The organism is Halarchaeum nitratireducens (assembly GCF_014647155.1).
Classification (GTDB): domain Archaea; phylum Halobacteriota; class Halobacteria; order Halobacteriales; family Halobacteriaceae; genus Halarchaeum; species Halarchaeum nitratireducens.
On sequence record NZ_BMOQ01000003.1, the window covers coordinates 162941 to 183752 of the forward strand.

The window sequence follows — 20812 nt, forward strand, 5'->3', positions numbered from 1 at the left end:
AAGAGAGAGCCGACCACGCGGGTTCTTTACGGAGTACGTCACGACGCCGCCCCGTGACAGCTCAGCCCCGCGGGATCGCCCCCGTCGTCGGGACGCTCCTCCTCCTCGCGTGTTGCGTCGTCGTTAGCGGCGTCGTCGCGGCGTCGCTCGCCGACACCGGTGCCGACATCGCGGCGCCGATACCCGCGGCGTTCGATCTCGCCGCGTCCGCGGACGGGACGATCGCGCTCACCTACCGGAGCGGACCCCCGCTGGACGTCGCGGCGCTCGGGATCACCGCGACCGTCGACGGTCACCCCCTCCGCTATCAGCCGTCCCCGCCGTTCGTCGGCCAGCGCGGGTTCGACGGCGCGCCGACCGGGCCGTTCAACGCCGCGAGCGACGCGACGTGGCACGCCGGCGAACGCGCGACGCTTCGGCTCGCCGGGACGAACGCACCGCAGATACACGCGGGCGATCGCCTCACGGTTCGACTCACTCGTGCGGGGCTCCCGATCGCCACCGTCAGAACGCGCGTCGAACCGGCTCAGTCGTCGTCCGGAACGCGCGCGAGCGTCGTAATCGCCACGTCCGGCTTGTAGGTCGGCCCCATCGTCCGGTGCTCGATGCGCTCGAAGCCGGCGTCGCGGAACATCCGGTCGGCCTCGGCCTCGTCGTAGAAGAGCATGATCGCGTCCGCGAGCTTCTGGAAGACGGTCGAGCGCGGATAGTTCGGCCCGACGACGAGGACGTCCCCGCCGGGCTTCACCACGCGGCGGAACTCGCGGAGCGCCGCGACGGGGTTCGGCCAATACTCGATCGATCCCGACGACCACACAGCGTCGAAGCTGTCGTCTGCGAACGGGAGGCGCTCGGCGTCGCCGAACGTGAAGTCGACGCGGTCCGTTTTCCCGAACTTCGCCCACGCCTTCTCCAGTTGCCCCTCGCTCTGATCGAGCCCGTAGACGTGCTCCGTGTACTGGAGGAGTCCCTCGGTTCCGAACCCGGTGCCACAGCCGACGTCGAGTACGCGGTCGTCGGCGTCGAGCGCGAGCATCTCGAGGGCCTCCGCGCGCATCTCCTCGTTCCAGATGAACGGGTTGATGCGGTCGTACACCGTCGAGAGGTACCGGTAGAAGAGCCGGGCCCGTCCTTTGTCTTCGAGGACTCCCATCCCCGACTCGTAACGCCGCGCGGAACATAAGTTCCCGTCTTTCGGACGCTCGTTCCTTTCGCAACTACCTTATACGCGTTCGTTCAATTCCCACCCGTTAGCCCATGCCGAGGCCAGAGGTCTTAGAACGCATTCAGACGGCCGAGCAAGACGCCGACGACATCGTCGCCGACGCCGAGCAAGCCCGCGAGGAGCGCCTCGCCGAGGCCCGGCAACGGGCCGACGAGATCCGTCAAGAGGCCGAAGAACGCGCGACAGAGCTGAAAGAGGAGCGCCTCGCCGAGGCCCGCGAGCAGATCGAGGCCGAGCGCGAGCGAATCATCGAGGAGGGCGAAGCGGAGCGCGAACAGCTCCGCGCGACGGCCGACGCGAACACCGACGCGGCCGTCGAGTACGCCCTCGGCCAGTTCGAGGAGGCGGTAGATGCTCAGACCTGAGCAGATGAGCAAGGTGTCCGTCACGGGCACCAAGAACGTCATCGAGGACGTCATCGACGTGACGCACGACCAGCGGGTCCTCCACCTCTCCGATTACGACGGCACCATCGAGGGGTTCGACGCCGGCTCACCCCTTGAGGGTGCCGACGCCGCCTCGGAGAAGCTCGTCACCGTCCGCTCGCTGATCAACATCCTCGACGTCACCGAGGAGGACGCCGGACCCGCGCGCATCGTCACGGACGAGGCGCTCGAAGGGGAGTTCGAAAGCGTCCGACAGCAAGTCAACGAGCTCGACGACGAGCGCGCCGCCGTCGAGGACGACCTCGAAGCCATCGACGAACAGATCGCCGCGGTCGAGCCGTTCGTGACGCTCGGGATCGATCTCGACCTGCTGTGGGGGTACGACTCCCTCGACGTCGTCGTCGGGGAGGGCGACACCGACGCGGTCGGTCACGCGCTCGCTGACGCCGGGTCGATCCGGTCCTACCAGGTGTTCGCCGAGGGCGACGTCTTCGCGGTCGTCGCCTACCCCGAGTCGAACGCCCCAGCTGACGCCCTCTCCGAGGCCCTCGTCGGGCTCGAAGTCGAACGCTACGAGGTCCCCGAGGAGGAGGGGTCGCCCGCCGACTACCTCGAACGCCTCGAACACCGCAAGCAGCAGCTTCGATCCGATCTGGAGAGCGTCGAAAGCGACCTGCGGAGCCTGCGCCTCGAACACGCCGGCTTCCTCCTCGCGGCCGAGGAGAAGCTCAGCATCGAGGTCCAGAAGGCAGAAGCGCCGCTCAGCTTCGCCACGACCGAGCACGCCTTCTTCGCGGAGGGGTGGATCCCGACGCGGGACTACGAGTCCTACGCCTCCGCGCTGAAGGACGCGCTCGGCGAGCGGATCGAGGTCGAGGAGCTCGAGCGTGCGGCGTACGAGCCCCCGGAGCACGACGTCGGTCACGGCGAGCAGGAAGCCGTCGCCGACGGCGGACGGACGGACCGACCGCCGGTCGTTCAGGACAACCCGAAGGTCGCGGAACCCTTCGAGATGCTCGTTCGCGTCATCAACCGACCGAACTACTTCGACCTCGACCCGACGCTCATCCTGTTCCTGACGTTCCCGGTCTTCTACGGCTTCATGATCGGCGACGTCGGCTACGGGATCCTCTACACGGCCGTCGGCTGGCTGATGTACACGCGTCTCGACAGCGACGCGCTCGCCGCCCTCGGCGGCGTCGCCGTCATCTCGGGAGTGGCGACGGTCGTCTTCGGGATCCTCTACGGGGAGGTGTTCGGCTTCCACCTGATCAGCGAGTACCTCTGGGCCGGCAGCCCGCCGCTCCACAAGGGCCTGATGCCGGCGAACGCGGAGTGGGCGCGCCTCTGGCTCGTCGTTTCTGTCCTCGCCGCACTCCTCCACCTCACTCTCGGATACGCCATCGACACGTACAAGCGACTCCGACACGGCGCGTGGGAGGCGCTCACCGAGGGCGCGTCGTGGGCCATCCTCATGGTCGGGCTGTGGATCTGGATCTTCAGCCGCGCCATGGAGAGCGCGAAGCCCGAACTGCTGTTCACCTCGCTCTCCGGTCAGCCCCTCGGCTTCACCGGCTTCTCGCCGACCGTCGGCTGGGCGGCCATCGTCGTCGGTCTCGTCGGGTACGCTCTCCTCATCTACGCGGAGGGCGCCATCGGCGCCGTCGAGGGCGCGCTGAACTCCCTCACGCACGTTCTCTCCTACACCCGGCTCGCCGCGGTCATGCTCGCCAAGGGCGGAATGGCGTTCGTCGTCAACCTGCTCTTCTTCGGCGCGTACGAGACGCACGGCGAGTTCCACTTCATGCTCAATCACGGCTGGAGCCACGTACAGTCCACCCACCCCGAAGCGACGCTGATGTTCGGCGGTCTCATCCACGGCCCCATCGCGGCGGTCGTCGGCGGCGTCGTCATCTTCGTCCTCGGTCACGCCTTAGTGCTTGCCCTCGGTGTTACCAGCGCCGGTCTACAGGCCGTTCGTCTGGAATACGTCGAGTTCTTTGGGAAGTTTTATGAAGGCGGTGGGGAGAAATACGAACCGTTCGGCCACCAGCGAACCTACACCACCCAGGATTAACCAATAATGTACGAAACCCTCGTCGCAGCCATCAACATGCTCGGACTGATCGCACAGCAGAGCGCGGAAGCCGGCTCCACGGTCGCCTTCCCGCCCGCCGCAGGTGCCGCACTCGGCGTCGGTATCGCCGCACTCGGTGCGGGGATCGCTGAGGGCGGCATCGGTGCCGCCGCCGTCGGTGCCATCGCAGAAGACAGCGACTTCTTCGGTATCGGCCTCCTGTTCACGGTCCTGCCGGAGACGCTCGTCATCCTCGCGATCGTCGTCATCTTCATCGTCTAAGCCCACGATGAGTCTCGAAACGGTCGCGGAGGAAATCCGATCGGAGGCCGAGGAGCGAGCCGAGGCCATCCGTCAGCAGGCGGAGGAGCGAGCCGAAGAGATCGTCGCGGAGGCGGAAGCGGAGGCCGACGAGATCGTCGCCGACGCCGAAGCCGAGGTCGAGCAGGAGATCGACCAGCTGCGCGAGCAGGAACTCTCCAGCGCGAAGCTCGAAGCCAAACACGAACGGATGAGCGCCCGGCGAGAGGCGCTCGACGACGTCCGTGACCGTGTCGAGTCGCGTCTCACCGACCTCGACGCAGAGAAGCGCCGCTCGTTGACCGACTCGCTCCTCACCGACTCCCTCGCGGAGTTCGACGAGGACGAGCAGCTCGCCGTCCACTACGCACCCGGCGACGAAGCGCTCCTCGAGGACCTCCTCGACGAGCGCCCGAACGTCACGACGGCGGGCGAATACGACTGTCTCGGCGGCGTCGTCGTCGAGAGCGAGACGTCCCGCGTTCGCGTGAAGAACACGTTCGACAGCGTCCTCGAGGACGTCTGGGAGAACGAACTGAAGCAGATCTCCGACCGGTTGTTCGACGACCGATGAACGTCATCAGCCGCGACGCGTCGAACTACTCGTACGTGAACGCACGCGTGCGCTCGCGGTGGGCGCTCCTGCTCGACGCCGACGAGTACGACACGCTCACGCGGATGGGGCCGAGCGAGATCGCTCGGTCGCTCGGGGAGTCCGAGTACGGCCCGGAGATCGACGCGCTCGGCTCTCGCCACTCCGGCGTCGACCTCGTCGAGCACGCGCTCAACCGGAACCTCGCGCGGCACTTCGACGACCTCCTCGAATGGTCGCAGGGGACGCTGTACGACCTCATCTCGCGCTACCTCCGGAAGTTCGACGCGTGGAACGTGAAGACGGCCCTCCGCGGCGTCTACTCGGAGACCGACTCGGGCGTCGTCGACGATGACTTCATCCGCGCCGGGGAGTTCGACGAGGCGCTCCTCACGACGCTCGAAGAGTGCGGCAGCGTTCAGGCGATCGTCGACGCGCTCGCCGAGACCGTCTTCGGCGACCCGCTCGCGGACGCGCTCGCCGAGTACGAGGAGACCGGCGCGCTCGTTCCCCTGGAGAACGCCGTCGACCGGACGTTCTACAGCACGCTCCTCCGCGGGCTGAACGCCACGACGGAGAGCGGGACGCGGGAGTTCGTGAAGTTCCTCCAGGCGGAGGTCGACTTCCGGAACATCCGCAACGCGTTCCGCCTCGCGCGAAGCGGCGCGAGCATCGATCCCTCGGAGTACTACATCGCCGGGGGTCGCCTCTTCGAGGCCACCGAGCTCGCGTCGCTCGTGGAGAACCGCGACGAGCTCGTCGCACGCCTCCGCGAGAGCCGGTACAGCGAGCAACTCGGCCCGGCGCTCGAACGGCTGGAGTCGGCGGACACCCTCATCGGGTTCGAGCACGCGCTCGACACCGCCCTGCTGGGGTACGCCGATCACCTCTCACACGTCTTCCCGCTCTCGGTCTGTCCCGTCCTCGCGTACGTCCTCGCGAAGGAGCGCGAGGTCGACAACATCCGAGCGATCGCGCGCGGCCGCGAGGTCGGTCTGAGCGGCGAGGAGATCGAACAGGAACTGGTGATGCTATGAGCCAGGAGATCGCCGTCATCGGTACCGCCGAGTTCACGACGGGCTTTCGCCTCGCGGGCGTCCGCGAGTTCCGGAACGTCCCCGAGGAGGAGAAAGACGAACGGCTCGACGCCGCGGTCAGCGACGTTCTCGACACCGACGACGTCGGGATCGTGGTGATGCACGCGGACGATCTCGACTACCTCTCGCGGCAGGTCCGCGAGGCGGTCGAGACGAGCGTCGAGCCGACGGTCGTCACCATCGGCGGTGGCAGCGGCGGGAGCAGTGGAATGCGCGAACAGATAAAGCGGGCCATCGGGATCGACTTGATGGACCAAGACGAAGGTGCGAACGAATGAGCCAGACAGACACCGCAACAGACACCGGCGAAATCGCGAGCGTGAGCGGTCCGGTCGTGACCGCCACGGGCCTCAACGCCCAGATGAACGACGTCGTCTACGTCGGCGACGAAGGGCTGATGGGCGAGGTCATCGAGATAGAGGGCGAGACGACGACGATCCAGGTATACGAGGAGACGTCCGGGATCTCGCCGGGCCAACCGGTCGAGAACACGGGCGAACCCCTGACGGTCGATCTCGGCCCGGGGGTCCTCGACACCATCTACGACGGCGTACAGCGCCCGCTCGACGTCCTCGAGGACGAGATGGGTGCGTTCCTCGACCGCGGGGTCGACTCCCCGGGGATCGATCTGGAGGCCTCCTGGGACTTCTCCCCGACGGTCTCCGCGGGTGACGTCGTCGAACCCGGCGACGTCGTCGGGACCGTCCCCGAGACGGTCAGCATCGAGCACAAAGTTCTCGTGCCCCCGGACTTCGAGGGCGGCGAAGTCGTCGAAGTCAACGAGGGCGAGCACACCGTCACGGAACCCATCGTCGTCCTCGACAACGGCGAGGAAGTGACGATGCACCAGGAGTGGCCGGTCCGACAGGCCCGTCCCTCTGCGGAGAAGTTCACGCCGACCGAACCGCTCGTCACGGGCCAGCGCGTGCAGGACGGTCTCTTCCCGATCGCGAAGGGCGGGACGGCGGCCATCCCGGGCCCCTTCGGCTCCGGGAAGACGGTCACCCAACAGCAACTCGCCAAGTGGTCCGACGCGGACATCGTCGTCTACATCGGCTGTGGCGAGCGCGGGAACGAGATGACGGAGGTCATCGAGGACTTCCCCAACCTCACGGACCCGAAGTCCGGCAACCCGCTGATGGCGCGGACGACGCTCATCGCCAACACCTCGAACATGCCGGTCGCGGCCCGCGAGTCCTGCATCTACACGGGTATCACCATCGCGGAGTTCTACCGCGACATGGGGTACGACGTCGCGCTGATGGCCGACTCCACCTCGCGGTGGGCGGAGGCCATGCGCGAGATCTCCTCCCGGCTGGAGGAGATGCCCGGGGAGGGCGGCTACCCCGCGTACCTCGCCGCGCGCCTCGCGCAGTTCTACGAGCGCGCCGGTCGCTTCGAGACGCTGCGCGGCGAGGAGGGCTCCGTCTCCGTCGTGGGCGCGGTCAGCCCGCCCGGCGGGGACTTCTCTGAGCCGGTCACGCAGAACACCCTCCGTATCGTGAAGTGCTTCTGGGCGCTCGACGCCGACCTCGCCGAGAGCCGTCACTTCCCCTCGATCAACTGGACGGAGTCGTACTCGCTCTACAAGGACCAGCTCGACCCGTGGTTCGAAGACAACGTCGCCCCCGACTGGCCGGAGGAGCGCCAGTGGGCGGTCGACGTCCTCGACGAGGAGGACGAACTGCAGGAGATCGTCCAGCTCGTCGGTCGTGACGCGCTCCCCGACGACCAGCGCCTGACGCTCGACGTCGCGCGTTACATCCGCGAGGCCTTCCTCCAGCAGGACGCGTTCCACGACGTCGACACGTTCTCCCCGCCGGAGAAGACCTACGAGATCCTCACGGCCATCCACACGTACAACGACGAGGCGTTCGCGGCCCTCGAGGCCGGCGCGCCGATCGAGGAGATCACCTCCATCGACGCCGCGCCCCGGCTCAACCGGATCGCGACGCAGGAGGAGTACGAGGCGTACGTCGAGGAGCTCGAGGAAGAGATCACGGAACAGCTGCAGGCCCTCTACTAATGAAAGAGTACCAGACAATCACGGAGGTCAGCGGCCCGCTGGTGTACGTCGAGACCGACGAACCGATCGGCTACGACGAGATCGTCGAGATCGAGACGCCGAGCGGCGAAGTCAAGCGCGGCCAGGTCCTCGAAACCGCGGAGGACTACGTCGCCATCCAGGTCTTCGAAGGAACGGAGGGTGTCGGGCGGGACGCGTCCGTCCGGTTCCTGGGCGAGACGCTCAAGCTCCCGGTCACGGAGGACCTGCTCGGTCGCGTCCTCGACGGCTCCGGGAACCCGATCGACGGCGGTCCGGACATCGTGCCCGACGAGCGCCGGAGCATCGTCGGTGCCGCGATCAACCCCACGGCCCGAGAGTACCCCGAGGAGTTCATCCAGACGGGCATCTCCGCGATCGACGGCATGAACACGCTCGTGCGCGGACAGAAGCTCCCGATCTTCAGCGCCTCCGGGCTCCCGCACAGCGAACTCGCGCTCCAGATCGCCCGCCAGGCGAGCGTCCCCGAGGACGTCGCCGACGAGGGCGAGGAGACGGAGTTCGCCGTCGTCTTCGCCGGCATGGGTATCACGCAGGAGGAGGCCAACGAGTTCATGGACGACTTCGAGCGCACGGGCGCGCTCGAACGCTCCGTCGTCTTCCTCAACCTCGCGGACGACCCCGCCGTCGAGCGGACGGTCACGCCGCGGATGGCGCTGACGACGGCCGAGTACCTCGCCTTCGAGAAGGGCTATCACGTTCTCACCGTCCTCACGGACATGACGAACTACTGTGAGGCGCTCCGCGAGATCGGCGCCGCCCGCGAGGAGGTGCCGGGTCGCCGTGGCTACCCGGGGTACATGTACACGGACCTCGCTCAGCTCTACGAGCGCGCCGGACGCCTGCAGGGCGAGGACGGCTCCGTCACGCAGATCCCGATCCTCACGATGCCGGGCGACGACGACACCCACCCGATCCCCGACCTCACGGGGTACATCACGGAGGGGCAGATCATGCTCGGCCGCGAACTGAACAGCCAGGGCGTCGAACCGCCCATCGACGTGCTCCCGTCGCTCTCCCGCCTGATGGACGACGGCATCGGCGAGGGCGTCACCCGCGCCGACCACAGCGGGGTCTCCGACCAGCTCTTCGCCTCCTACGCGGAGGGGAAGGACCTGCGCGACCTCGTGAACATCGTCGGCCGCGAGGCGCTCGACGAGCGCGACAACAAGGTCCTCGACTTCGCAGAGGCCTTCGAAGAGGAGTTCGTCGATCAGGGGTTCCACACGGACCGCGACATCGAGGACACCCTCGACATCGCGTGGGACGTCCTCTCCATCCTCCCGAAGAGCGAGCTCTCGCGCATCGACGAGGAGTTCATCGAGGAGTACTACCTGGGCGAGGAGCCCGACACGGCGGACGACGCCGAGGAAGCGGAGGCCTAACGCACCATGGCCGAGGACGTCAAACCGACGCGCAAGAACCTGATGGAGATCGAGGACCGGATCGACCTCTCCGAGCGGGGCCACGACACGCTCGAACAGAAGCGTGACGGCCTCATCATGGAGTTCATGGACATCCTCGATCAGGCGCAGGACGTCCGCGCGGACCTCGAGCAGAACTACGAGGACGCCCAACAGACGATCAACATGGCGCGCGCCATGGAGGGCGACGTCGCGGTCCGCGGCGCGGCGGCGGCGCTGAAGGAGCACCCCGAGATCACGGTCCGCTCCAACAACATCATGGGCGTCGTCGTCCCGCAGATCGAGGCCTCGCGCGTCTCGAAGAGCCTCGACCAGCGCGGCTACGGCGTCATCGGCACCAGCTCCCGAATCGACGAGGCCGCCGAGGCCTACGAGGACCTCCTCGAGACGATCGTCCTCGCCGCGGAGGTCGAGACGGCGATGAAGAAGCTCCTGGAGGAGATCGAGAGCACGAAACGCCGCGTCAACGCCCTCGAGTTCACCGTCCTACCGGACCTCTACGAGTCACAGGACTACATCGAGCAGAAGCTCGAAGAGCAGGAACGCGAGGAGATCTTCCGCATGAAGAAGGTCAAGGACAAAAAAGAGGAGGAAGAGCGCGCCGAAGCCGAGGCCGCTGCCGCCGACGCCGGCATCGTGGACTAGCTCTCCCACGTCCCTTTTTCACCGCCGCGCGGCGACTGTCGGTATGTCCTGCCCGCGCTGTGACGCCCCGACGGTCGCGTTCGCGATCCCCGACGACCTCCGCGATCAGTTACCGGACGACCGACCCGGGGCCGCGCTCTGCACGCGCTGTCTCTCGGTGACGCCGCTCGACGATCCGCCGACGGCGTCCCCGGACTTCGCGCGCGTCAGCGACGCGTTCCCGGTGAACGACGAGGCGGCCGTCGCGCTCGCCTGCCTGCTCGCGCTGCTCGACTCGCTCGTCCTCTACCGAGCGGAGATCGACGCCGTCGCGGCGTACGCGGAGACCCGAGGGACCGACGTGCTCCGCACCCTCGAACGCCTCGCCGCGGACGACGGAGTGGAGCCGTTCTTGGACCTCGATCGACGAGCGCGGCAGCTCGAACAGCTCATCTGACGGCTTCTTATCGCGCGCCGCGAAAAACCGAGGGCCGCGCTTCGGGCCGACCTAGGCGTAGTGTTCGTCGAGGTACTCGACGATGTCGTCGCTCTCGTACATCGTGACTTCGCGATCGGTGTCGACGAGGTACGGGACCTGATCCTCGCCGCCGGCGAGGAGTTCGTCGTGCGTGACCTCGTTCGTGACGTCGCCGCCCTCGCCGCCGGGGAGGCGGGGGTTGTGGATGACGTAGGAGATTCCGAGGTCGCTGAGCTTCTGTCGGACCTTCGCGCAGTGCGGGCAGCCTTCGGACTGGTAGAGTTCGAGCATACACGCGTACGGAGGGCGAGGAGCCTCAAAAGCCATGGCGTCGCGGCGAGCGCGTCGGCCTCCGCCCGGGTACGGAGTGAAAGTGAACGATGACGGTCGGACGCGTGTGCAGTCGGGTGGTTTCCACGCGAAGGCAGGGGGTCGGGTCGACCGTGCCGGCCCGTCCGGCGACGGGGGGCGTGCCCTCGAACCGTGCGTGGCGACGAGCCACCGCGGAGAGTCCGAGGCCCCGATCAGGCGAGGAAGACGTGACGCGGCGTATCGGCGAGGACGTCGCGGCCCCAGCTGACGGTGTCGCCGAAGGCGTCGCTGCGGAAGAAGGCCATGGCGTCCTCCTTGGACTCCCACTGGCTGGCGATGAACATGTCGTTCTCGTCGTCCACGTTGGCGAGGAGTTCGGTGTCGATGTGGCCGTCCATGTCGGCGAGGAGATCGTCGACCTCGTCGAAGGTCTCGACGAAGTCGTCCCGGTACTCGGGCTTGACGGTGTAGAACATCCCCATCGTCCCCCAGCCGTCCTCACGCTCCCCGGCCTTCCGCGTGACCCCGGGAAGGTCGGTGAGGAAGCCCGCGGCGGTGTCGGCGGCGGACTGGGTGTCCCAGAGGCTGACGACGGCGTGCTCTGCCTCCCCCTCGTAGACGCTCGTGCGGACGTGCGTGTCGTAGTGATCGAAGCTCTCGGTGAGGCCCTCAACCTCTCCGGTGAGCTCGTCGACGTCCGCCTCGGAGTAGACGACGACGGCGTAGACGTCCTCGCCGTGGGGCTGGCCGGCGTAGACGTCGAGGTCGTCGAGTTCGTCGCGAATGTCGCCCCCGTCGTCACCGTGGTGGCTGTCGTCACCCGACTCGTGCGCCTGATCGTGGTGGTCCTCGTCCCCGTGGTCGCTCGTCGGCACGGGGTCGCCGGCCAACACGGCCGGAAGGTCGCTCGGTGGGAAGCGCCGGCCGATGTAGAAGGAGCCGAACTCGCCGTACTTCGAGGTGGACTCGTCGAAGCGCATCTCGTAGACGATGTCCTTCAGCTCCACGGGGTCGTTGCTGAACAGCGTCACGCCCCACTCCCAGTCGTCGAGCCCGACCGAGGAGGCGATGACCTGCCGGACCTTCCCCGCGTACTCGCGGCCGATGTCGCCGTGACCTTCCATGAGGTCGGCACGCTCCTCGTAGGAAAGGTCGTACCAGTTGTGTTCGGGCCCGCGGCGCTTGCTCATCGGGTAGAAGCAGACGTAGGCGTCGTCCGGCATGTCCGGCGTGAGCTTCCCCTCGATGTAGCGACGAATGCCCGGATCGACGCTCTCCGGGTCCTCGAAGTACTCGTCGCTGACGTACCCCGATACCTCCGTCACGGAGACGTAGGAGTAGGTCCGCTCGGTGTACTCGGCGAACGCCGTCGACTCGAAGGAGCGCTCGATGGCGTCGAGGTCGTCGAGCTCGGGGCGGAAGTGGACGAACAGCAGGTCGGCCTCGTGGCCGAGCATGCTGAAGACCGCCGAATCTCCCGCCTCGGCGTCGACGAGCGATTCGCGGTCCGCGAGAAACGCCTCGGCCTCCTCGAGCGCGCGCTCGCGTTCGCGCTCGGGGGCGTCCCGCCACGCGTCCCAGTCGATCGTCCGGAAATCGTGGAGGGAGAACCATCCCTCAGCCGTCTCGGGCGCGTCTACCATACGTCGGTGTTGGGCCAGTGGGCCCAAGGGTCTTTCCAGTCCGGCGCGCTCAACCGAGGAGGCGCGGCCCGAAGACGAGCAACAGGAGACTGACGCCCATGGCGAGACCGACGCCGGTCGTCACCGTCCGAACCGCGCGGCGTTTCTCGTCGATCGGGAGGCGCGCGATCACGGCCTCCGCGCTCGTGCGCAACAGGTGACCCCCGTCGAGCGGGAACGCGGGGATGCAGTTGAAGAACGCGAGATTGAGGTTGATCCACCCGGTCCAGAAGAGGACGTTCGCCAGCAGGAACGTCGCCCCGCCGAGCCCCGCGAGCGCTCCCTCGACCGCGAAGAAGTTGAGGTTCCACCCGTAGAAGCCCGCGAAGTTGAAGGAGAGCGAGGGGTCAACGAGGCTGATGAACGGGAGGACGAGCGTCGCCGCGACGGCGCGGACGAACCCGGCGAGCCCGCCGTCGCCGACGTTCCCGCTCATGTAGTCGAGGTAGGACGCGGCGTCGTAGAGGTGGACCCCGAAGTCGGTGAAGGACAGTCCCGTCGTCCCGTACGTCCCGAGGACGCCCAAGTAGCCGACGTCAGCGTCGGGGCTCGCCCCGAGCGTCACCGTCCGCTCCACGGCCGAGCCGTTCACGTACGCCGTCAGCGCCACGGTGTCTCCGGGCTCGGTCCCCGCGAGCGCGGCGCTCACGTCATCGTACGTCGTGACGCGCCGTCCGCCGAGTCGTGTGATCACGATCGGTTCGCCCGTGGGGAGGTCGGTCGATTCCGCGGTCGGACCGTCGACTTGGACGACGGCGAGCGCGCCGATCGGGCCCGTCACCGTCGTCGTCTCGCCCGACGTCCCGTTCCGCACTGTCAGCGCTGCGATCGATCGGTTCGTGACCGCGTCCGCGAACCCCGCCCGAGTGTAGACCGGGGTTCCGTTCACGGCCGTGACGGTGTTGTTCCGCCCGATCTCCGCGAACGGCCCGGCGGTCGGCGCGGCCCGGACGAGGAGCGAGCGATTCACGGTCGTCGTCTCGCCGGACGCGAGGCCGACCGAGACGCGCCGAGTCGCGGAGTCGGCCAGCGCCGCGTCGAATTCGGAGTTGTTGGCGATCGACTCGTTCTCCACGGAGACGATGCGATCGCCCTGCCCGATCCCCGCCTGCGCGGCCGGTGACGCCGTGAACGCGCTCCCGACCGCCGCGCCGGACGCCACGGAGATACTGCCCGCGACCGGCCCGAACAGGAGGAGGAAGACGAGCGCCGTCAGGAAGAAGTTGTTCGTCACGCCGGCCGCGAACATCCGCGCTTTCGATCCGCGCGCGGCCTCGCTCTGGCTTTCCTCGTCGGGTTCGACGAACGCGCCCATCGGTATGGCCGCGAGGAGGACGACGCCCATCGAAGAGATGTCGATGTCCTCGACGCGACAGAGGATCCCGTGGCCCCCCTCGTGGACGAGCATCCCGATCAGGAGCCCGAGGACGATCTCCGGGGCGACGTCGAGCGGCAGGAAGTCGTTGACGCCCGGGATGACGAGGACGTTTCGCGGTTGGGAGACCGGCGACGTCGCCGCTGGTGGGTTCTGCACGATGTTCAGGGCGCTCACGACGAGGAACACGAACATCGCCACGCCGACGGTCAGCGCCGCGCCGAGCCCGAGGTTTCCCCACGCCCGCCACGCCCGTTTGGGCGTCGCGATCCGATCGAGGAGCGCCCGCCCCCGCTTCGTGTGCACGGTCAGCATCGGCCCCATCGTCCCGACGTAGTCGGGGAGGTATCCGTTCCGATCCAGCGTCGCCACTCCGATCCACACGACCAATACGGCGGCGAGGACCCACAGCCAGGCGTCCATCGATCCACCCTTTCCGTGCCGCACCGATAAGCCTACCCAACGACCGTCTTCGGGCTCCGGCCGCCTTCGGCGACCGCTCGCGCGCAAAGCCCGACCATCGGGAGAAGCGTCGCTTCTCCCTACGCAGCGAGCCGACGGCGACGTCGCGCACGCAAAGCCCCGCGAGCGCGACGCGCCGCGCCGTCCCGCCACCGACGCGTCCGTCTCGTCTCCCTCTCACGCCGGACGGCCACCGCCTCACCTCACCCCCTTTCTCGTTCTCGTCCGATCCCCGCCGCTCGTCCCGTCGCGCCGTCGCCTCGGTCAGCCCGCACCACCGTCCGATCCGTCCGCCGTCCCGTTCGGCCTTCTTCCCGTCTCGTCGCGCTCCTCGTCGTTCTCGCGCTCCGTCTCGTCGAGGTACTTCGAGACGTCGCTCGCGCCGGTAGTGCTGTTTCCGAACCCGGCCGACAGGACGCGGGTGAGCGCATCCTCCGCCGTTTCGCCGGTCTCGATGACGTCCTCGGGCTCGACCTCGACGACGTAGCCCGAGGTGATGTTCGGCGACGTCGGGATGAAGAGGATCTCGCGGCCGTCGGGGGCGCGCTGTCCCGTTCGGAAGGCGGTCATCCGCATCCCGTCCCAGGGTTCGACCTTCACGGGCTTCTGGAACTCCTCGGTGCCGTTCAGCGCCGTCTCGACGGCCATCTTCGAGGCGTTGTAGACGATCCGCAACCCCGGGAGGCGATTGATCACGTCGTCGAGGCGGTCCTCGAGGAACCGTCCGAGCGCCGTCCGCATCAGGTACCCGACGGCGAACACCACGAGGACGAAGACGACGAGCGTCAACAGCACCGCGAGGTACGGGTTCCGGATCTGCGTCGCGATCAGCGCCACGCTCGCCAGCGATCCGAACACCCAGTAGATGATGTAGAGCGTGACGAGGACGGGGATGATGACGATGAGCCCACTCGCCGCGTCCCGCTTCCACGAACTCATTGTCGAAACGATGCGAGAGGAACGGGGATAAACGTCTAGCGTCGGCGGCCGTCGCTGATTCCCTACCGCCCCACCGCCCACGGCGAGACATAAGCCGTTAAGCACCCGGCGACGCACCGACGAGCCATGCACCCAGTCGAGGCCGTCGTCGTCGCGTTCTGGACGATGCTGCCCGCGTACGTCCCGAACAACGCGGCCGTCCTCGCCGGCGGCGGGCGCCCCATCGACGGCGGGCGGACGTGGCGCGACGGCAATCGGATCCTCGGCGACGGGAAGACGTGGCGCGGCACTCTCTTCGGCACGCTCGCCGGCGCGGCGCTCGCGCTCGCCCTCGACGCCGTCGCGCCGACCGTCGCCGGAGCCGTCGGCACCGCCCTCCCCGGATTCCCGCCGGTCGTCGCCCTCACCCTCCCGTTCGGCGCGATGCTCGGTGACGTCCTCGCGTCCTTCCTCAAACGCCGCTCGGGCCGCGAGCGCGGCTCCGCCTTCCCCCTCCTCGACCAGCTCGATTTCGTCGTCGTCGCCCTCGCGCTCACGGCCGTCGCCGCGCCCGGGTGGTTCCGCGATACCTTCACGCTCACCGTCGTCGTCGTCGTGCTGGTGTTGACGCCCGTGCTTCACGTCCTCACGAACGGCGTCGCGTACCTCCTCGGGCTGAAGGACGAACCCTGGTGAGCGACGCGTCGCGGCGAGCGGATGAGGGACGTCCCGCGACCGATCGCGTCGTTTATCGGCCTCGCCGCCTCTCTTCGGGTAATGACGGACGACGAGCTCATCGCGGCTCTGCAGGACGCCGACGCAGTCCAGTACGGCGAGTTCGAACTGTCGCACGGCGGCACCTCCGAGTATTACGTCGACAAGTACCTCTTCGAGACCGACCCGCGCTGTCTGCGCCTCATCGCGGAGGCGTTCGCCGAGCGGATCGACGCGGACGCGAAACTCGGCGGCGTCGCCCTCGGCGGGGTGCCGCTCGCCGCCGCGACGGCCGTCACCGCGGACGTGCCGTACGTCATCGCGCGCAAGAAGGCCAAGGAGTACGGCACCGCGAACCGGATCGAGGGCCGCCTCGCGGACGGCGAGGAGGTCGTCGTCGTCGAGGACATCGCCACCACGGGCCAATCGGCCGCCGACGCCGTCGAGGCACTGCGCGACGCCGGTGCGGAGGTGAACCGCGCACTCCTCGTCGTGGACCGCGAAGAGGGCGGCGAGGAACGCCTCGCCGAACACGGCGTCGAGATGGAGGCGCTCGTCACCGCGAGCGACCTGCTCGACGGCGATCGGTAACTCCTCCTCGCGACGAGCGCGACGGCGGGACAGCCCCCCGTCGGCCGCGCCACGACGCCGTCCTCGACGGCCGCGCACGTGTGACTACACGTTTGCGCAACACTGTCTCTTTCCAGTTGCACTCGATTCGAGATATTCATACCTCTGTAATCGTGACTAGGTGTATGAACCGTGCAGAGAAGGCCGCCCTCCAACTGCAGGCCGTCTCCGTCCTGCGGACCCTGAAGGAGACGCGTACGTACGACGAACTCGCCGCGGAGACCGGTCTCCCGGCGGGCGACCTGAACCGCTACGTGAACGGCCACGTGCTCCCGAGCGCCGACCGCGCGCGCGCCGTCGTCTCCGAGGTCGGTGAGCGCGTCCTCCGCGACGAACTCGCGGAGCGCGTCCGCCTCGACGACGAGGGGTACGTGGACAACTCCGACGTCGTCTTCGATCAGGCATTCCTCGACCTCGTCGCGCCCGTCGCCGCCGAGTCGTTCGACTTCGAGCGGCCGGACGTCGTCCTCACCGCCGCGACGGACGGCATCACGCTCGCCGCCGCGCTCGCGTCGTACTACGACGCGCGTTGCGCGTACGCGAAGAAGTCGAAGGAGACCGCGGTCGACGAGTTCATCGAGGCCCGCCAGCGCCTCCAGTCCGGTATCGAACTCACCTACTACCTCCCCGCGTCCGCTGTCGACGCGGGCGAGTCGGTGCTCGTCGTCGACGACCTCATCCGATCCGGCGAGACGCAGGAGCTCCTCCTCGATATCGTCGCGGCCGCCGAGGCCGACGTCGCGGGCGTCTTCGCGCTCATCGCCGCCGGCGACGAGGGGATCGAACGCGCCCGGACCCGCACCGACGCGCCGACGGGCGCGCTCGCCGAACTCGACTGACTGCCTTATTTTTCGGCACGTTCGTGTCGAACGAGATGACCGAGACGCCTGATACCCACAGTGTCGTGCAACCCAGGTGGTAACAGTTAAGTCCGCACGACGGGGTATCCACGGACGTACCGCATGGGGTTCACCGATACACTCGCGGCGTACTTCGGTTTCGAGGAGCACAACACCGACCTGCGCACGGAGGTGGTCGCCGGCATCACGACCTTCCTCGCGATGTCGTACATCGTCGTCGTCAACCCGTCGATCATGACGCAGGTCACGGCCGACGGCGAGGTCGTCAAACCCGGCGTCGCGCTCGCCGGCTACAGCCACGACCAGACCGTCCAGATGTTGGCCGTCGTCACGCTCCTCGCGTCGGCGATCGCGATGCTCGTGATGGCGTTCTACGCGAACCGGCCGTTCGGGCTCGCGCCCGGTCTCGGGCTCAACGCCTTCTTCGCGTTCACCGTCGTCGGCACGCTCGGCGTCCCGTGGGAGACGGCGCTCGCCGCCGTCGTCGTCGAGGGCCTCGTCTTCATCCTCCTCACCGCCGTCGGCGCCCGCGAGTACGTCATCAAGCTGTTCCCCGAACCCGTGAAGTTCGCCGTCGGGACCGGGATCGGTCTCTTCCTCGCCATCATCGGTCTGCAGGCGATGGGCGTCGTCGCCGACGACCCCGCGACGCTCCTCACGCTCGGAAACCTCGCACAGAACCCCGTCGCCGTCCTCGCGCTCGTCGGCCTCTTCTTCACCCTCGCGCTCTACGCCCGCGGCGTCACGGGCAGCATCATCATCGGCATCCTCGTCACCTCCGCCGCGGGCGCCGTGCTCACGCTCATCGGCGTCGTCAGCCCCGGCGTCCTGATCGGCGATTTCGTCCAGCAGGGCGGCATCGCCGCGAGCGAACTGCCGCAGGCGCAGTACGACATCGGCCCGCTCGTCGGCGCGTTCCTCCGCGGCTTCGCGAACGTCGAGGCCTTCAGCTTCGCGCTCATCGTCTTCACGTTCTTCTTCGTCGACTTCTTCGACACCGCGGGGACGCTCGTCGGCGTCGGACAGGCCGGCGGCTTCCTCGACGAGGACGGTGACCTCCCCGACGCCGACCGGCCGCTGATGGCGGACGCGGTCGGCACGACGATCGGCGGGATGCTCGGCACCTCGACCGTCACGACGTATGTCGAGTCCGCGACCGGCGTCGAGGAGGGCGGCCGGACGGGCATGGTCGCGCTCGTCGTCGCTGTCCTGTTCCTCCTCTCGCTCGCCGTCGTCCCGCTCGCGGCCGCGATCCCGCAGTACGCGAGTCACATCGCCCTCGTCGTCGTCGCCATCCTGATGCTCTCGAACGTCACCGCGATCGACTGGGACGACCTCACGCACGCGATCCCCGCCGGCCTCACGATCCTCGTGATGCCCTTCACTTACTCCATCGCGTACGGCATCGCCGCCGGCATTATCGCCTACCCCGTCGTCAAGACCGCCGTCGGGGACGCCGCCGAGGTCCGTATCGGTCAGTGGCTCCTCGCGCTCGCCTTCCTCGTCTACTTCTTCGTCCGCACGAGCGGCGTCCTCCAGACTGCAGTCTGAGGCGGACTGTCGCTGCTTTTTCGCTTGCCGGATTCTAACTCGATAACGCGCTCGTGGGCTGAGAGTAACAGACGCTGCTTAGCGCAGCCGTCGCGGCTGTCGCGTGCGGGTTCGATACTGTACCGCGAGCCGTCGGCTCGCGGGAGATTTTCACCCATGTTTTTGCGGGGACGGGTGCGCTCCGCGTCGTTCGAAAGGCGCGTCGCGCCTTTCGTGATGACGAGAGAGCGAAGCTCTCTCGAACCACACCCGACTCGGAAAAAGATGGAAATGCACCGGCCGGGAATTGAACCCGGGCTATGAGCTTGGGAAGCTCATGTCCTACCACTAGACCACCGGTGCGCTCGCGTCCCGTGCGTCACAGCGTAGTCCGCTCTCCCACTTGAACGTAGCGTTTCGATACTGGACGCGCGTCCACCGTTTCGCGTCGGCGAGTGGGTTTTAGTCGTCGCCGGGTGTAGGGTCGCGTATGTCCGACATCGAGCCGCTCGACTTACAGTTCTCGGAGAAGGAACTCGACGCACAACGCGCTCACATCGAGACGTTCATCGAGGGGCAACTGGCGGACGCGAACGCCGAGCGCGCGGTCATCGGGCTCTCGGGCGGCGTCGACTCCACGACGACGGCGTACCTCGCGGTCGAGGCCCTCGGCGCGGAGAGCGTCCACGGCCTCGTGATGCCGGGCGAGGTGAGCGACGCGGACAACATGAGCGATGCCGAACGCGTCGCCGAGACGCTCGGGATCGAGTACGACGTCCTCGAGATCAACCCGATCGTGGACGAGTTCCTCGACGCCGTGCCGGAGGCGGAGGGCGATCAGATCGCGGTCGGGAACGCCCGCGCGCGCTCGCGGGCGGTGTTGCTCTATCTCGTCGCGAACCACGAGAGCGGGCTCGTGCTCGGGACGGGGAATCGCACGGAGGCGGCGATCGGCTACTTCACGAAGTACGGCGACGGGGCGGTCGACTGCCACCCGCTCGGCACGCTGTACAAACAGCAGGTCCGGCAGCTCGCCGCCGACCTCGGCGCGGCGACGGACCTCGTCGAGAAGACGCCGACCGCGGGTCTCTGGGCGGGGCAGACCGACGAGGAGGAGATCGGGATGGACTACGACACGCTCGACGCCGTCATCGCGCTGACGATCGACGGGAGCGTCCCGCCCGCCGCCACCGCGGAGATCGCGGACACGACGATCGAGAACGTCGAGCACGTTCGGGACCTCCACGCGGCGAGCGAGCACAAGCGCCACGTCCCGCCCGCGCCCGACGCGCTCTTCTGAGGCGCGAAAATGGACGTGCGGCGGGCGTCCGTGCTTTCCAAAGGCCTTTGCCGTTCGCCGGGCTACGTCGAACCGATGGAAGAGGCCGAGCAGGCTCGGGCCGCCGCACGTGAGGCGGTCCGGGACGTCGAACCGTCCGACCTCCAGCGCGCGATGGCCGACCGACTCGCTCAGTGCTCGGTCGTCCCGGGCGCGCTCGTCTTCCTCGCGGCGAACGCGACGCCCGGCCACACGGGCGACCGACTCGCGGAGCGCGCCGCTGGCGTCCAACTCGTCTACGAGGGACTCGTGCTCACCCGCGACCTCGTCGAGACGGTCCCGTGGACGGGCGACGAAACGGACACGCCCGCCGACCTCGACGTCCTCGCCGCGGACGTGCTCGTCGCCAAGGGCTTTCGCCTGCTCGCGCGCACTGAGGCCGCCGACGCGGCCGTCCGGACCGTCCGGGAGTTCGGCCGCGAGCGGACGGACGTGCAGGCGGGGCGCGAGTCGACGACGCGCTCGCTCGAAGCCTCCGTCTTCGACCTCGCCGTCGTCGCGGGCGCGAGCGCCGTCGGCGCCGACGTCCCGCTCGGTCTCCGACAGTACGCGGTCGGTCTCGCTGATTCGTGGGGTGAGCGCCCGCTCGGCTCCCCCGCGGAAGTCCTCCCGGAGCGCCCCGCGGACGTGATGGCGCGCGTCGCCGGCCCGTCCGCGCCCGAGAGCGACGACGCCGTCCGCCCCTCCGCGACCGATCACTGACGGGTCGCCCTCTCCGACTC

General features: G+C 68.1%; 22 protein-coding genes and 1 tRNA gene. 17 read left to right on the plus strand and 6 right to left on the minus strand.

The window, feature by feature from the left end:
- Positions 1-53: 53 nt before the first annotated feature.
- Entirely contained in the window at positions 54-581 is a 528-nt protein-coding gene (locus tag IEX91_RS05390; RefSeq protein ID WP_188877578.1) for a type IV pilin, read from the plus strand.
- Here the strand turns inward: IEX91_RS05390 and IEX91_RS05395 are convergent.
- Positions 527-1153 (minus strand): methyltransferase domain-containing protein, encoded by a 627-nt coding sequence (locus IEX91_RS05395; protein ID WP_188877579.1) that lies wholly within the window; start codon positions 1151-1153, stop codon positions 527-529. The two genes, IEX91_RS05390 and IEX91_RS05395, sit on opposite strands and share 55 nt — an antisense overlap.
- A gap of 104 nt (positions 1154-1257) precedes the next feature.
- On the opposite strand from IEX91_RS05395, the gene ahaH reads away from it, so the two are divergent.
- The 10 genes from ahaH to IEX91_RS05445 are packed head-to-tail and all read left to right on the plus strand — an operon-like array spanning position 1258 to position 10247.
- The gene (gene ahaH / locus IEX91_RS05400; RefSeq protein ID WP_188877580.1) at positions 1258-1590 is read left to right on the plus strand and encodes an ATP synthase archaeal subunit H; all 333 of its coding nucleotides are present in this window, start codon (positions 1258-1260) and stop codon (positions 1588-1590) included.
- Positions 1577-3688 (plus strand): V-type ATP synthase subunit I, encoded by a 2112-nt coding sequence (locus tag IEX91_RS05405; protein WP_188877582.1) that lies wholly within the window; start codon positions 1577-1579, stop codon positions 3686-3688. Before ahaH ends, IEX91_RS05405 begins: the two co-directional genes overlap by 14 nt.
- Positions 3689-3694: 6 nt before the next feature.
- Entirely contained in the window at positions 3695-3970 is a 276-nt protein-coding gene (locus tag IEX91_RS05410) for a F0F1 ATP synthase subunit C (protein WP_188869526.1), read from the plus strand.
- A 7-nt stretch (positions 3971-3977) separates the two neighbouring features.
- The gene (locus IEX91_RS05415) at positions 3978-4562 is read left to right on the plus strand and encodes a V-type ATP synthase subunit E (RefSeq protein WP_188877583.1); all 585 of its coding nucleotides are present in this window, start codon (positions 3978-3980) and stop codon (positions 4560-4562) included.
- The gene (locus IEX91_RS05420) at positions 4559-5617 is read left to right on the plus strand and encodes a V-type ATP synthase subunit C (protein ID WP_188877585.1); all 1059 of its coding nucleotides are present in this window, start codon (positions 4559-4561) and stop codon (positions 5615-5617) included. Before IEX91_RS05415 ends, IEX91_RS05420 begins: the two co-directional genes overlap by 4 nt.
- Entirely contained in the window at positions 5614-5955 is a 342-nt protein-coding gene (locus IEX91_RS05425) for a V-type ATP synthase subunit F (protein WP_188877586.1), read from the plus strand. Before IEX91_RS05420 ends, IEX91_RS05425 begins: the two co-directional genes overlap by 4 nt.
- On the plus strand, positions 5952-7703 hold the full coding sequence (locus tag IEX91_RS05430) for an ATP synthase subunit A (protein ID WP_188877587.1): 1752 nt from the start codon (positions 5952-5954) through the stop codon (positions 7701-7703). Before IEX91_RS05425 ends, IEX91_RS05430 begins: the two co-directional genes overlap by 4 nt.
- Complete coding sequence (locus IEX91_RS05435; RefSeq protein ID WP_188877589.1) at positions 7703-9127, plus strand: V-type ATP synthase subunit B; 1425 nt, start codon at positions 7703-7705, stop codon at positions 9125-9127. Before IEX91_RS05430 ends, IEX91_RS05435 begins: the two co-directional genes overlap by 1 nt.
- Positions 9128-9133: 6 nt before the next feature.
- A complete protein-coding gene (locus IEX91_RS05440; protein ID WP_188877590.1) occupies positions 9134-9811 on the plus strand; it encodes a V-type ATP synthase subunit D in 678 nt (225 codons plus the stop codon).
- Positions 9812-9854: 43 nt separating this feature from the next.
- Positions 9855-10247, plus strand: a complete 393-nt coding sequence (locus IEX91_RS05445; protein ID WP_188877592.1) for a DUF6276 family protein — start codon at positions 9855-9857, stop codon at positions 10245-10247.
- 51 nt (positions 10248-10298) lie between these two features.
- Here IEX91_RS05445 and IEX91_RS05450 read toward each other — a convergent pair whose 3' ends face one another.
- The 4 genes from IEX91_RS05450 to IEX91_RS05465 form a co-directional block, all read right to left on the minus strand.
- Positions 10299-10559 (minus strand): glutathione S-transferase N-terminal domain-containing protein, encoded by a 261-nt coding sequence (locus IEX91_RS05450; protein WP_188877594.1) that lies wholly within the window; start codon positions 10557-10559, stop codon positions 10299-10301.
- Between the two features lie 233 nt (positions 10560-10792).
- Entirely contained in the window at positions 10793-12223 is a 1431-nt protein-coding gene (locus IEX91_RS05455; RefSeq protein WP_188877596.1) for a heme-binding protein, read from the minus strand.
- Positions 12224-12272: 49 nt separating this feature from the next.
- Positions 12273-14060 (minus strand): site-2 protease family protein, encoded by a 1788-nt coding sequence (locus IEX91_RS05460; RefSeq protein WP_188877597.1) that lies wholly within the window; start codon positions 14058-14060, stop codon positions 12273-12275.
- A 303-nt stretch (positions 14061-14363) separates the two neighbouring features.
- The gene (locus IEX91_RS05465) at positions 14364-15038 is read right to left on the minus strand and encodes a DUF502 domain-containing protein (RefSeq protein ID WP_188877599.1); all 675 of its coding nucleotides are present in this window, start codon (positions 15036-15038) and stop codon (positions 14364-14366) included.
- Between the two features lie 126 nt (positions 15039-15164).
- On the opposite strand from IEX91_RS05465, the gene IEX91_RS05470 reads away from it, so the two are divergent.
- The 4 genes from IEX91_RS05470 to IEX91_RS05485 all read left to right on the plus strand — a co-directional run bounded on the left by IEX91_RS05470 (position 15165) and on the right by IEX91_RS05485 (position 18772).
- Positions 15165-15713 carry a CDP-2,3-bis-(O-geranylgeranyl)-sn-glycerol synthase gene (locus IEX91_RS05470; protein WP_188877600.1) on the plus strand — a complete coding sequence of 183 codons (549 nt, stop codon included), beginning with the start codon at positions 15165-15167 and terminating at the stop codon, positions 15711-15713.
- An 81-nt stretch (positions 15714-15794) separates the two neighbouring features.
- Positions 15795-16322, plus strand: a complete 528-nt coding sequence (gene pyrE / locus IEX91_RS05475; RefSeq protein ID WP_188877602.1) for an orotate phosphoribosyltransferase — start codon at positions 15795-15797, stop codon at positions 16320-16322.
- A 164-nt stretch (positions 16323-16486) separates the two neighbouring features.
- Complete coding sequence (locus tag IEX91_RS05480) at positions 16487-17200, plus strand: phosphoribosyltransferase family protein (protein ID WP_188877603.1); 714 nt, start codon at positions 16487-16489, stop codon at positions 17198-17200.
- A gap of 123 nt (positions 17201-17323) precedes the next feature.
- Positions 17324-18772 (plus strand): NCS2 family permease, encoded by a 1449-nt coding sequence (locus IEX91_RS05485; RefSeq protein WP_188877605.1) that lies wholly within the window; start codon positions 17324-17326, stop codon positions 18770-18772.
- Positions 18773-19043: 271 nt separating this feature from the next.
- Here IEX91_RS05485 and IEX91_RS05490 read toward each other — a convergent pair.
- Positions 19044-19114: transfer RNA gene (locus IEX91_RS05490), tRNA-Gly, on the minus strand.
- Positions 19115-19241: 127 nt separating this feature from the next.
- Between IEX91_RS05490 and IEX91_RS05495 the strand changes: the two genes are divergently transcribed.
- A complete protein-coding gene (locus IEX91_RS05495) occupies positions 19242-20051 on the plus strand; it encodes an NAD+ synthase (RefSeq protein WP_188877606.1) in 810 nt (269 codons plus the stop codon).
- 75 nt (positions 20052-20126) lie between these two features.
- Positions 20127-20792 carry a DUF7114 family protein gene (locus tag IEX91_RS05500; protein ID WP_188877608.1) on the plus strand — a complete coding sequence of 222 codons (666 nt, stop codon included), beginning with the start codon at positions 20127-20129 and terminating at the stop codon, positions 20790-20792.
- Positions 20793-20812 lie beyond the last annotated feature (20 nt).